Raw genomic sequence first — 13012 nt, forward strand, 5'->3', positions numbered from 1 at the left:
AATTTTATGTCTTTTTAATAACGAACCTCGTTTTTCTTTTTTGCTTTTTTAACCACTTTTTTCTCATCTTTCCTTTTGTAGTTGCCTCCTAAATGCGGACATTTTTGCTGCTGCTTTATACCATTATATGGTACCGGAACTTTGATATATGAGAAGGTCTCTGCTAAGGATTTTATAAGATGTTTGTCGCCAACAGTTAATTCTACATCATCCATCGTAAACTGACTTGGGTGCTCGTAACCACAGGCGTGAGTCATTTCTAATAGTTCTTTTCTGAAATTTTTAAAATAGAAATTGGCTCTAACAGATTTGTCTTCAATATTAATACCGTTTTGTCTCCACTTATTTTGGGTTGCAACACCACTTGGACAGGTATTATTATGACAAACCTGAGCCTGTATACAACCAATTGAAAGCATCGCTTCTCTTGCAACGTTGATAATGTCGGCTCCCATTGAAAAAGCCATTACAGCTCTAGCCGGAAATCCTAACTTACCACTACCTATAAAGACAATTCTATCCGACAGCTTTTTCTGCTTAAATATTTTATATACTTCCGCAAAACCAAATAACCAAGGCAATGCAACATGATCGGCAAAACTTGGAGGTGCAGCACCAGTTCCTCCTTCACCACCGTCTACCGTTATAAAATCGGGACCTTTTCCTGTCTCCACCATTAAATTGGCTAGTTTTTCCCAATCTTCTAACTTCCCAACAGCCGATTTTATACCAACCGGTAATCCGGTGGCTTCGGCAATTTCCTCGACAAATTTTAAAAGCCCATCAACACCGTCGAATGCAGAATGAGTAGGCGGTGATAAAACATCTTTGCCAACGGGGACATGACGTATCGCCGCTATTTCAGGTGTTATTTTGGCAGCAGGTAAAACACCACCTTTTCCCGGTTTAGCTCCTTGTGATAATTTTACTTCAATAGCACGAATTTGCGGATTGTCTTGCACCAGTTGTATCATTTTCTCCATAGAAAAACCACCATCGTCATCGCGTACACCAAAATAACCTGTTCCGAAGTGAAACACTACATCGCTGCCCATTTTGTGGTAAGGAGACAAACCCCCTTCACCTGTATTATGATAGGCATGTGCCAGCTTACAACCTTTGTTCAGTGATTCTATTGCTCTCGCAGATAAAGAACCAAAACTCATGGCCGAAACATTTATTACAGAGGCAGGACGATACGGTCTTCTACGTTTATTATATTCTCCCATTACTTTCGCAGAAGCCACAAAATATGGGTCTTTTGCGTTTGGATGTGTCAATTCAACCTTAAAAGGCAGCATTGCATTATTAATAAATATATAATTTGGCTCATAGATATCTCTATCCGTACCAAATCCTTCATAGTTATTTTCATTCTTAGCGCTTGCGTAAATCCAACCTCTTTCAATACGATTAAAAGGCAACTCTTCGCGATTGTTAGCTACTATATATTGTCTTAATTCGGGGCCTATACTCTCAAGCAAATACCTTAAATGCCCTATAATAGGGAAGTTGTGACTTATCGTGTGCCTCTTATTAAAGAACACATCCCGAATTGCAATAATTATCAATACAACTATTAACCATCCCCACCATGGCACACTTCCAAGAAATTCCATTAATAAATCCATATATATTTAAAGTATTAATTTTTATATGTTTAAAATTTTAATTTTCAAGTGGAAAAAAATCTTTTATAATTTCTGAAGAATACTTTGGTAGTATCTAATTTGCGTTTAAGTAATCAATCGCTAGCTGGCTCATCGTTTTAACTCCCAATAACATTCCACTGTCTTCAATTTGAAAATCGGCAGTGTGATGTGGATAAGGTGTTGTATTTCCGGGTGTCATACCTCCAAGAAAAAAATAAAAACCGGGAATCAATTCCTGAAAATATGAAAAGTCTTCACCACCGGTAGAGGCTTTCATGACAATTACATTTTCTTCTCCGGCTATGTTCTGAAGAGTAGGAAGCATTTGCTCAGTGAGAGCGGGGTCGTTATAAGTTACAACAGTATTATTCTGCCATTCAATTTCGGCAGTCCCGCCATAGGCTTTCGCTAAATCCGAAGCCATTTCCGTCATGCGAGTCATAATGTGAGTTCGCATAAAGGGATCCAATGTTCTTACAGTTCCAATCATTTCCGCGCTTTCCGGGATAATATTAAATCGAACTCCACTGGTGATTTTTCCAACTGTAATAACGGCAGGTTCATTTACCAGATTAGCTTCACGACTAATGATAGTTTGAAATCCGTCGATTATTTTTGCAGAGATCAAAATAGGATCCACACCTGTCCAAGGAGCAGATCCATGAGTTCCTTTTCCCTTTACGGTTACCACAAAGCGTTCTACTGCGGCCATGGTTCCTCCCGATTTATAACGAATGTCACCAACAGGCGTTCCGGAATTTATATGAAGTCCGAAAATAACATCCACATCCGGGTTTTTCAAAACTCCTTCTTTGATCATCAATTTAGCACCACCTTCTTCCCCCGGAGGTGGGCCTTCTTCTGCAGGTTGGAAAATAAATTTTACGGTGCCCTTAAGTAAATCTTTATGTTTCGAAAGCACTTCGGCCACACCCATTAATATAGAAATGTGAGTATCATGTCCACAAGCATGCATAACTCCTGTTTCTTCATCAAGGAAGGTGGTTCTAACCTCACTTTTATACGGTAAATCGTTTCGTTCTGTTACCGGTAACCCATCAATATCTGCTCTTAATGCTACAACTTTGCCCGGCTTATTGCCCTTTAAAATTCCAACAACACCGGTTATTCCTACGCCAGTTTTAACTTCCATTCCAAGCGACTTCAAATGAGCTGCTATTTTTGCAGCTGTTTTGAACTCCCTGTTAGATAGCTCCGGATTCTGGTGAAAATAATGACGCCATTCTATTACCTGTGGTTCTATGGCTTCAATATCTTTAAGCAGCGTGGCATCCATTTGAGCAAAATTTGAAAAACTAATAAAAAGGAGAATTACAGAAAAAAAAGCAGTTTTCATAAAGTAAATGTTTCAGTTAGAACAGTAGTGCTTATATATAGTTTAGTAAATACAATGCATCGATTCAAAAGCGTTCTCGTACAAGGAAGTATTAGTGTAGCTAAAGATATTAAATTTCAGATGAAACGAAATGATTGATACTGTTTATAAATTCTGAAAGTTCTTCGGCTTGATTAAGCCTATTTTACTTAATTTCACACTCTCAGAATTACTTCAGAAAAAAATCAGAAATCCAAGAAATTGCAGAACTATTTAGAACAGTTAAATGATGCGCAGCGTGCTCCGGTATTACAGAAGGACGGGGCGATGATTGTAATTGCAGGTGCGGGCTCCGGAAAGACCAGAGTGTTGACCTTCCGAATTGCGTATCTCATGTCCCTTGGGGTAGATCCCTTTAGCATTCTTGCTTTAACCTTTACTAATAAGGCGGCACGGGAAATGAAAAAACGTATTGCGCAGATCGTTGGTAATAGCGAAGCAAAGAATCTATGGATGGGAACTTTTCATAGTGTTTTCGCTAAAATTCTAAGATTTGAAGCCGACAAATTGGGATATCCTTCCAATTTTACCATTTATGATACACAAGATTCTCAGAGCGTTATTCGAGCCATTATTAAGGACATGCATCTCGATAAGGATATCTACAAATACAAACAAGTGTATTCGCGGATTTCCTCTTATAAGAATAGTCTTATTACAGTAAAAGCGTATTTCAGTAATCCGGATTTGACGGAGGCAGATGCCATGGCAAAAATTCCCAGACTCGGAGAAATTTATAAAGCCTATGTAGAACGCTGTTTTAAGGCGGGTGCCATGGATTTTGATGATTTATTACTGAAAACAAATGAGTTGCTTACACGTTTTCCTGAAGTACTCGCCAAATATCAAAATCGTTTCCGGTATATACTAGTAGATGAGTATCAGGATACAAATCATAGTCAGTACTTGATTGTAAAAGCGTTGAGTGATAAGTTTCAGAACATTTGTGTAGTAGGAGATGATGCCCAAAGTATTTATGCTTTCCGGGGAGCGAATATTAATAACATTCTCAACTTTCAGAAGGATTATGATGGTGTGAAAGTATTTCGATTAGAGCAGAATTATCGTTCTACGAAGAATATTGTGAATGCGGCGAACAGTATCATTGAAAAGAATAAAACCCGACTTGACAAGGTTGTTTGGACGGCAAATGACGAAGGTGCTAAGATCAAGGTAAACCGTACCATGACAGACGGGGATGAGGGACGGTTTGTTGCGAGCAATATTTTTGAAACCAAAATGAACGAGCAGGCACAGAATGGCGATTTTGCTATTTTGTACCGTACAAATGCGCAATCACGTGCCATGGAAGACGCTCTTCGGAAGAAGGACATTCCATATAGAATCTACGGCGGATTAAGTTTCTACCAGCGAAAAGAGATCAAAGATGTATTGTCGTATCTACGACTGATTTTAAATCCGAAGGATGAGGAAGCATTAAAACGAGTCATCAATTATCCGGCTCGCGGAATTGGAAGTACGACCATCGATAAAATCATTGTAGCTGCCAATCATTATGGACGTTCTATGTTTGAGGTGATGCAGAACATCGATAAGATTGATTTGAAAATTAATAGTGGTACAAAAACTAAGCTTCAGAATTTTACGATGCTGATAGAGAGTTTTAGAGTGACCAATGAAGCTTCAGATGCTTTTCAAATCACCGAGTATGTCTCTAAAAAAACCGGATTGGTTCAGGAATTAAAGAAAGATGGTACTCCTGAAGGAATAGCAAGAATTGAAAATATAGAGGAACTCCTTAACGGGATGCGGGACTTTGTGGAAGAACAAAAAGAACTGGCAGATGCCAACGGTTCTTTAGCTGAATTTATGGAAGACGTTGCTTTGGCGACAGATCTGGATAACGAAAAGGGCGATGAAGATAGAGTAGCATTGATGACTGTTCACTTGGCAAAAGGACTCGAATTTCCGTATGTGTATGTAGTAGGAATGGAAGAAGATCTTTTCCCTAGCGGGATGAGTATGAGCACGCGAAGTGAACTGGAGGAAGAGCGAAGATTGTTTTACGTGGCATTGACCAGGGCCGAAAAGCAGGCCTATTTAACCTATACGCAATCCAGATATCGCTGGGGGAAATTGATCGATGCGGAACCTAGTCGTTTTATTGAAGAGATCGACGCTTCATATTTGGAGTATTTAACACCAATTACCGAGCATCGTTATAAACCGCTTCTGGACGCCGATATTTTTGATGAGGTGGATAAGAGCAAATTGCGAATGCGAAAGCCGGTTGCAGGTAACGCTCCAACAGCTTCAAAAAGCTCTACGGAGGATCAATTGCGCAAGCTTCGAAGATTGAAACCGGTAACTAGTGATACTGATAAGAATTTTAGTGCCGAGGAGGCCAACTTAAAAGTTGGAACTTTGGTGGAGCATGTTCGCTTCGGAAAAGGGCGCATTTCCAAAATCGAGGGAATAGGAGCCGATACTAAGGCCGAAATCAACTTTGAGAACGGAGGCCTGAAAAAATTGTTATTGCGATTTGCCAAGTTGAATGTATTGGAGTAACAATTACTTCACCATCCAAACAGAATTTACATTTCCTTTTCCATCATCTTCTCGTACAGGATTATCGGGATCCAAAATCCAAACCCCATCCACAATATATTTATAGTGATGTTTTCCCGCGGGAAGAAGTAAACCGCATTCCCAACCGGTGAACGATTGTGACATTTCCTGAGCATTTTCATTCCAATCGTTAAAAGATCCGGCCAGTGTTACTTTTTTAGCATTTTCATAGCCGTTAAGAATAAAAGTGGTAGGTGCTAAAATGCTAATCACCGAATTGTAACCTGAATATTCGTTTCTGCGTTTGCTAGGATTGTTAGGATCTTCAATCCATTTACCATCCACAATGTATTTGTATTCGTACTCTCCTGGCTTCATTTGAAGGGTAAGTTCAAAACCGAAATCCGTACTTTTCATTCTAAATAGATGTTCATCCCATTTATTAAAAGAGCCGCTTAAAACAACGTTTTTGGCATCCTTAAAACCCTTAAGTTTAAATGTGATATTTCCAGAATCATTTGGAAAAGCAGTGTACATCTGTAAATTATATACATTTAGTTCTAAACCGTTCTTTAAGGCTTTAATAACGTTGGGGTCTCTTTTTGAAGGTTCAGCCCAATAATTATTATTCACAACAAATTTAAATTCCCAAGTAAATTCATCATTGAAATCGCTCAGTTTTTTTCGAAGTTCGTAGCGATCGGCATCTATCTTTTTCATATACCAGTCATTCATCGACCAATTGTTGAAATTCCCTGAAACCACTACATTCTCAATATCGATATCGTCAAAATCAATTCTCTTGGAGGTCTTTTCCTTAGTAGCTTTTTTATATTCGTTTCTGTGGAAACTAAATACAATTTCATCACCCTCAATTCTATATCCTTTTGGGGTATCAGTTTGTGCATTACTCCCCATAAACGAGAGAATAAAGATTATAAAAACGATATAAAGATTACTTTTACTCATTGTCTGTTAAGTGGGTAATTGATAAAGAAAAGTTTTTCTTTTTGATAGTTAATAATAGTTCTTTTTTGCTGAAAAAACTCATACCCCAACACGCCATCTAAATTTGTTCCAAAAGCTTCATTCATCTTGTTTAAATTTGTTAAAACCGTGTTCATAGGACCGAAATAAACATTTTCACTAAGTTTTACACCAAACAATCTACCAGTGATCACTTCAATTTTTTTATTACTGGCACCGGTTAATAATATTCTTCCCTTCGGAAAAAAGGATCTAATTACTTTCTTGTTAATTCGTTTGTTTAATTGGTTGAATTCCGCTGCACTATCAAGTCCAAAGTTAACAGTTATATCATTTACCATCGCTTTAAGGGTTATGGTATGACCGTTTAATTTAAAAGGAATGCTATCCGTTATTTTTTCTGAATACACTTTTTTATCATACTTATTACCATACTTATCGACCTTAGTCAAGGTAATCTGGTTTAAGTGAAGGTCGATAAAAACTTCATAATCTTTTAATATTGAAAATCCGATGATTCCCAATAAATGTATTTTTTTGCTTTTTTCAATATGGGATAGATCAATAATTTCTGAATGTGCATTTTTAAGTACGAAATCATGCAATAGAAACTCTTGAAGTTTTCGCTCTTTTACATTATCAATAATATCGATAACGCCTGAAGCTTGTTTGGTTGGTGTTAGAAAAGGATATTCTGAAGGGAAATGAACTTCATTTAAAAGCAAGGCTTCAGAACCAGTATCTATAATAAAGTCACCTTTCTGATTTAATAAGGCCGCTTCCACTACAATAAGTCGATCTACAAGTTTAAATGGAATTCTAGCAGTATACTCATTTAGTATTTCTGCTTCAGTAAAAACAATGCTTCCGTCATCAAAATACGGAATAACAGGCTTGATTCCAGCTCGAAGTGAACTATGAAGTAAAATAAATGCTATAACCATTATAAATCTACTCATAATTAATAGACTCTTAAAGTTGCCTTAAGTTACACAATATTTTGGAGTGGCAACCATAGCTTGTCATTCTATGTAATTAAAGTAATATATTTATAGTTATGGAAATGCTAACCACCGAAAAACTTTCCGAAGTACAAAAAACAGAACTTTTCCAGCTCTGGAATAAAGAATATCCGCAGAATTTGTCTCTTCACGATATTGCGAGCCTAGAAAAGTACCTTGATAGTCTTTCGGATCCCTTTTACACACTTTTAATTAATAAAGAAGGGCAAATACAAGCTTGGTTTGCAGATTTTAACAGGGACGACGCCAGATGGTTTGCCATGATAATCGATTCTCAATTACAAGGAAAGGGCAATGGAACAATGCTAATTGAAGATGCCAAAAAAAGACAATCGGCGCTCAATGGATGGGTAATCGATGATGAAAATTATAAGAAATCCGACAACACCTTTTACCGATCACCTCTGGGTTTTTACAAGAAGAATGGTTTTAAGGTTACTAGAGATACGAGGCTAGAGTTGGAAAAATTTTCGGCGGTGAAAATAGTTTGGAAAAGTAACTAAGTCAGTTGCTACTTCCATAAAAAGGGATATCCTTCAGAAAAACATACTTTTCTGCTTCAAAATCCATCTGACAATAATAGTGTTCTAAGCCATTGGTAACCATTAAATAGCTTGCATCGAGGACCAGATTGTAACGAGCAATCTGATCGAAAGTGGTTTGGTCTATATTAATCTTCGGAGCCTTACATTCAATGATAAGATGAATACTTCCATCACTGTTAAAAACAACGATATCGTAGCGTTTTGTGGTGTTGTGAAGCTTCAGTTGTTTTTCTACGTTTATATGAGAAATGGGATAATTCTTTTCTGAAATCAGGAAGTTTACTACATGTTGGCGCACCCATTCTTCCGGCGTGAGAACCACAAACTTTTTTCGGATCACATCAAAGATCAATGGTTTGTTTTCGTTACTTTTGAAACGAAATTGATATTCCGGGAAGTTGAGTATCTGCATAGCACAAAGTAACAGTTTCCGAAGGAAATAACATCTAAATCCAATCAGGAAAAGTAAAATTCCAATACATAAATGCCATTAGACAAAGCCAAACAAATTGTAACTAGTATCAAGCAGGGAGATGTAAAAGCCGTTTACTTTTTAATGGGTGAGGAGGCGTACTATATTGATGCTATTTCCAATTTTATTGAAAGTTCGGTGCTTTCCGAAGAAGAAAAAGGATTTAATCAAATGGTGCTTTACGGACGCGATGTTTCTATTGATGATATTATAAGTCATGCAAAGCGCTATCCGATGATGGCAGAAAGACAGGTGATAATTGTTAAAGAAGCCCAGGATCTTTCCAGAACCATAGAGAATTTGGTGGCTTATGTCGAAAATCCGCAGCCCACAACGGTTTTGGTAATGTGTTATAAATATAAAACCCTTGATAAGCGTAAAAAGCTTTCAAAAAGCATCGCCAAGCATGGGGTGATTTTTGAAAGTAAGAAATTATATGAAAACCAGGTGCCTGATTGGATTAGGAGAGTGCTGGCAGGCAGAGGATATACTATTACACCGAAGGCAGCGCAGATGCTTGTCGAGTTTTTAGGGAATGATTTAGGAAAGGTAAATAATGAATTGGAGAAGCTTCAATTGATAATTAAACCGGGAGAGCAAATCACACCTCAGATTGTGGAAGAGAATATTGGGATCAGCAAGGATTTCAACAATTTTGAGCTTCAGAATGCAATAGGAGAGAAAGATATAAAAAAGGCATTCGCCATTGTTCAGTATTTTGCTCAGAACCCAAAGAATCACCCAATTGTAATGACCGTAGCTTTACTTTATAGTTTCTTTTCAAAATTACTAAAGTTCCATGCCTTAACTAATAAGCGAGATGCGGCAAAATCGTTAGGTGTGAACCCCTATTTTATTAAAGATTACGAACTGGCGGCAAGAAATTACCCGATGAAAAAGGTAAGTGCTGTTATATCTTCCATTCGTGAAATAGATATGAAAAGTAAGGGAGTAGGAGCCTCCAATCTGCCACAAGGGGATTTATTGAAGGAGCTCCTTGTGAAAATTTTCAACTAGTTATCTTCTATCAACAGAGTGCTTTCCGGCACCAGTTAAAGCAATAACGATAAAAGCAATTAAATAAAGTAACGCCTTCTCTTTGGTTGCTATTGGATCTGCAGCATGAACAATAAATGCAGCGACTCCCATAGTAATAATCGTTGGGATAGCGGCAATACGTGTTTTATAACCAATAATAATTAAGAGCGGACAAATTGCTTCACCAATTACAGTTAGTACTAAGGATAAAGTGTTTCCATTACCGATTGGGTCGCCAAAATCCAGATTTCCTTGAACTAAGTTTATTAACTTAGGAATCCCGTGAGTTAGCATCATAGCGCTAAATCCAAGACGTAATAAAAGTAATCCGATGTGGTATGTTGATGACATATAAGTTGGTTTTAGTTAGGTGTCTAAAAATAGTAATTTCCTACAAAACATATAACATTACTACCATTTACTTTGAAGATCTTAAAAATCTGGCAATTAAATACTTCTGGATATTGTTATTGATTTTCCATAAATTAATAAAGATACTAGTTCGTATATGTCTAACTCCTGAAGTGGAAAAACAGATTGTTCGTCTTTAGGTTTTTATTTTTAAGCGTACTTTTGCGGTACTAAATCAATTGAATGTCAAAAGTAAAAGCTTGGATATCTGCAGCGCGACTTCGCACATTGCCCTTATCCATTTCAGGAATTTTAACAGGTTCTGCTGCGGCCATGCTGATCAACAAATTCAATCCATTAATTTTTGTGTTCGCAATGTTAACTACGTTGGGGTTTCAGATACTTTCCAATTTCGCCAACGACTATGGCGATGGTGTTAAAGGAACTGACAATGCAGACAGAGTTGGACCAGCTCGCGCCATGCAGAGTGGTTTGTTAACCGCAAAAGAGTTGAAAATGGGTATGGTGATTACGGCCATCATCACATTATTAATTGCAAGCATGTTGATTTTTGCTGCTTTTGGAAACGAAAATTTTATTCTTTCTCTTATTTTTTTTAACCTCGGAATTGCTGCTATTGTTGCAGCAATCACCTATACGGTAGGAAAAAAGGCATACGGATATCGAGCTCTTGGCGATGTATTTGTATTCTTGTTTTTCGGACTATTAGGAGTCATGGGAAGTTATTTCTTGTATACCCACCAGTTACAGCATCATATTTATTTAATAGCTGCCACAATAGGTTTGTTAAGTGCCGCCGTTCTCAATCTTAATAATATGAGAGATCGCTTTGCCGATGCGAAAGTGAATAAAAACACATTAGCCGTTGTTTTGGGAGAGAAAAACGTAAAACATTATCATGCAGCTCTTATTATAATTGCTTTAGGCTCTGCGGTTTCGTATTTCATTTTAACTAACGAAATTGTTTTACAGTATGTTCCATTAATTGCATTCTTACCCTTACTTCTGAATATTTTCACTGTTTATAAAAATGTAAATCCGCCCTTGCTGGATCCCGAATTAAAGAAGGTCGCATTAAGCACTTTTTTATTTTCGCTATTGTTTTTTATCACTACTTTGATTTAATTACTAAATAACAGGACATGAAAATTACTTTTTACGGACAAAACAGCTTGTCACTTATTATTTCAGGGAAACATATCATTGTAGATCCATTTATTTCGGGCAATCCGCTTTCGAAAGACAAGGTGAATATCGATCAACTGAAAGCTGATTATATTCTATTAACACATGCACATCAAGATCATATATTAGATGCCGAGGCTATAGCTAAAAATACAGGTGCCACTATTGTGAGCAATTACGAGATAGCAATGCATTATGAGAAAATGGGGTGTACTGTACATCCTATGAATCATGGTGGGAATTGGCAATTCGATTTTGGAAAAGTAAAATATGTGAATGCTGTACATACTAGTTCGTTTCCAGATGGCAGTTACGGTGGACAACCCGGCGGATTTGTAATTGAAGGTGAGCACAAAAACATCTATATCGCCGGAGATACGGCACTTACAATGGATATGAAACTAATTCCGTTGCATACAAAATTGGATCTTGCCATATTACCTATTGGCGATAATTTCACTATGGGAATTGATGATGCTATCATTGCAAGTGACTTTGTTGAATGTGATAAAGTATTGGGAGTTCATTACGATACCTTTGGTTATATCGAAATAGACCATACCGAAGCTAAGAAAAAATTCTATGACGCTAATAAGGATCTTATGTTATTGGAGATTGGGGAGTGTTTAGAGTTATAGATTATTGGTTGACAGTTGACAGTTGACAGAAAACCAGAAAACCAGGAATCCAACAATCCAACAATCCAACATTCCAACATTCCAACAATCCAACCATCCAACAAACCAGTATTCCAACAATCCATAATGAAAGCTACTTATAAAAAATATGTTCTCAATTTTAAAATGCCAAGCGGTACTTCCCGTGGTATTCTTAAAACAAAGGAAACTTGGTTTATCAAGATCGAGCAGAAACATAATTTTGGTATTGGTGAATGTGGTATTTTAAGAGGATTAAGTGTGGATGATCGTCCGGATTATGAAAATATGTTAAAATGGGCTTGTGAAAATATACGCCTGGGTGAAGAGGTACTTTATAATGCGCTTACCGACTATCCATCTATTCAGTTTGGGATTGAAATGGCTTTTAGATCGCTTTCTTCGGAAGACAAATTTCAATTGTTTCCTTCAGCGTTCACCAGAGGTGAAAAAGGTATTCCCATCAACGGCTTGGTATGGATGGGGGATAAACAGTTTATGAAGCAACAAATTGTCGATAAACTTGACAATGGTTTCAGTTGTATAAAAATGAAAATAGGAGCGATCGATTTTGCTTCAGAAATAGCACTGCTCACATCCATTCGGAAGGAATTCTCGGCATCAGAAATAGAACTAAGAGTCGATGCCAACGGAGCATTTTCTCCTTCCGAAGCACTAGAAAAACTAAAGATACTTTCAGAACTTGAACTGCATTCGATTGAACAACCCATAGCAGCAGGTCAATGGGAAGCAATGGCAAGCTTGTGCGAGGATAGTCCGTTGCCTATTGCATTGGATGAAGAGTTAATTGGGGTGTTTTCTTCGGAAGAAAAACAACAACTACTGCAGTCTATTTCACCTCAATTTATCATCTTGAAACCCAGTCTAATTGGAGGTTGGAAAGGGAGTGATTTATGGATTTCTGAAGCTTCCAAATTAGGGATCAACTGGTGGATAACATCGGCTTTGGAAAGTAATATTGGATTAAATGCAATTTCGCAATATACCTTCACAAAAAATAGTAAATTGCCGCAAGGATTAGGAACAGGAAGTTTGTATACAAATAATCTGTCATCGCCTTTAGGAGTTAGTAACGGCAACATTTATTATCGATCTAAGGATGCCTGGAAAATTGATGAAATTTTTTAGTGACTCAGA

At 37.3% G+C, this 13012-nt stretch carries 12 protein-coding genes; 6 read left to right on the plus strand and 6 right to left on the minus strand.

The features are described from left to right. Nucleotides 1-14: 14 nt before the first annotated feature. Nucleotides 15-1631 (minus strand): FMN-binding glutamate synthase family protein, encoded by a 1617-nt coding sequence (locus BXY75_RS09900; RefSeq protein ID WP_121907593.1) that lies wholly within the window; start codon nucleotides 1629-1631, stop codon nucleotides 15-17. Between the two features lie 94 nt (nucleotides 1632-1725). Then, the gene (locus tag BXY75_RS09905; protein ID WP_121907594.1) at nucleotides 1726-3009 is read right to left on the minus strand and encodes an amidohydrolase; all 1284 of its coding nucleotides are present in this window, start codon (nucleotides 3007-3009) and stop codon (nucleotides 1726-1728) included. A gap of 240 nt (nucleotides 3010-3249) precedes the next feature. Between BXY75_RS09905 and BXY75_RS09910 the strand changes: the two genes are divergently transcribed. Further along, on the plus strand, nucleotides 3250-5577 hold the full coding sequence (locus BXY75_RS09910) for an ATP-dependent helicase (RefSeq protein WP_121907595.1): 2328 nt from the start codon (nucleotides 3250-3252) through the stop codon (nucleotides 5575-5577). Nucleotides 5578-5580: 3 nt separating this feature from the next. On the opposite strand, the gene BXY75_RS09915 is transcribed toward BXY75_RS09910, so the two are convergent. Both BXY75_RS09915 and BXY75_RS09920 read right to left on the minus strand, forming a co-directional pair. Beyond that, a complete protein-coding gene (locus BXY75_RS09915) occupies nucleotides 5581-6546 on the minus strand; it encodes a hypothetical protein (RefSeq protein ID WP_121907596.1) in 966 nt (321 codons plus the stop codon). Next, complete coding sequence (locus tag BXY75_RS09920) at nucleotides 6543-7523, minus strand: pepsin/retropepsin-like aspartic protease family protein (RefSeq protein ID WP_147437263.1); 981 nt, start codon at nucleotides 7521-7523, stop codon at nucleotides 6543-6545. The genes BXY75_RS09915 and BXY75_RS09920 overlap by 4 nt, the downstream gene beginning before the upstream one ends. Before the next feature lie 98 nt (nucleotides 7524-7621). Here BXY75_RS09920 and BXY75_RS09925 point away from each other — a divergent pair, with 98 nt between their 5' ends. Beyond that, entirely contained in the window at nucleotides 7622-8089 is a 468-nt protein-coding gene (locus BXY75_RS09925; RefSeq protein ID WP_121907598.1) for a GNAT family N-acetyltransferase, read from the plus strand. Between the two features lies 1 nt (nucleotide 8090). Here BXY75_RS09925 and BXY75_RS09930 read toward each other — a convergent pair whose 3' ends face one another. Then, nucleotides 8091-8543, minus strand: a complete 453-nt coding sequence (locus tag BXY75_RS09930; RefSeq protein WP_121907599.1) for a type I restriction enzyme HsdR N-terminal domain-containing protein — start codon at nucleotides 8541-8543, stop codon at nucleotides 8091-8093. Nucleotides 8544-8615: 72 nt separating this feature from the next. Between BXY75_RS09930 and holA the strand changes: the two genes are divergently transcribed. Continuing rightward, the gene (gene holA / locus BXY75_RS09935; protein WP_121907600.1) at nucleotides 8616-9620 is read left to right on the plus strand and encodes a DNA polymerase III subunit delta; all 1005 of its coding nucleotides are present in this window, start codon (nucleotides 8616-8618) and stop codon (nucleotides 9618-9620) included. Here holA and BXY75_RS09940 read toward each other — a convergent pair whose 3' ends face one another. Next, nucleotides 9621-9992, minus strand: coding sequence for a DoxX family protein (locus BXY75_RS09940; RefSeq protein WP_121907601.1), 372 nt, complete (start codon nucleotides 9990-9992; stop codon nucleotides 9621-9623). A gap of 243 nt (nucleotides 9993-10235) precedes the next feature. Here BXY75_RS09940 and menA point away from each other — a divergent pair, with 243 nt between their 5' ends. The 3 genes from menA (at nucleotide 10236) to BXY75_RS09960 (ending at nucleotide 13003) form a co-directional block, all read left to right on the plus strand. Continuing rightward, nucleotides 10236-11138: a 1,4-dihydroxy-2-naphthoate octaprenyltransferase gene (menA, locus tag BXY75_RS09945; protein WP_121907602.1), complete on the plus strand. Its 903-nt coding sequence runs from the start codon at nucleotides 10236-10238 to the stop codon at nucleotides 11136-11138. Nucleotides 11139-11155: 17 nt separating this feature from the next. Beyond that, a complete protein-coding gene (locus BXY75_RS09950) occupies nucleotides 11156-11836 on the plus strand; it encodes a metal-dependent hydrolase (RefSeq protein ID WP_121907603.1) in 681 nt (226 codons plus the stop codon). A gap of 126 nt (nucleotides 11837-11962) precedes the next feature. Next, nucleotides 11963-13003, plus strand: coding sequence for an o-succinylbenzoate synthase (locus BXY75_RS09960; protein ID WP_121907605.1), 1041 nt, complete (start codon nucleotides 11963-11965; stop codon nucleotides 13001-13003). The last annotated feature ends 9 nt before the right edge of the window (nucleotides 13004-13012 follow it).

The sequence above is a fragment of the Ulvibacter antarcticus genome (assembly GCF_003688405.1).
Lineage (GTDB): Bacteria > Bacteroidota > Bacteroidia > Flavobacteriales > Flavobacteriaceae > Ulvibacter > Ulvibacter antarcticus.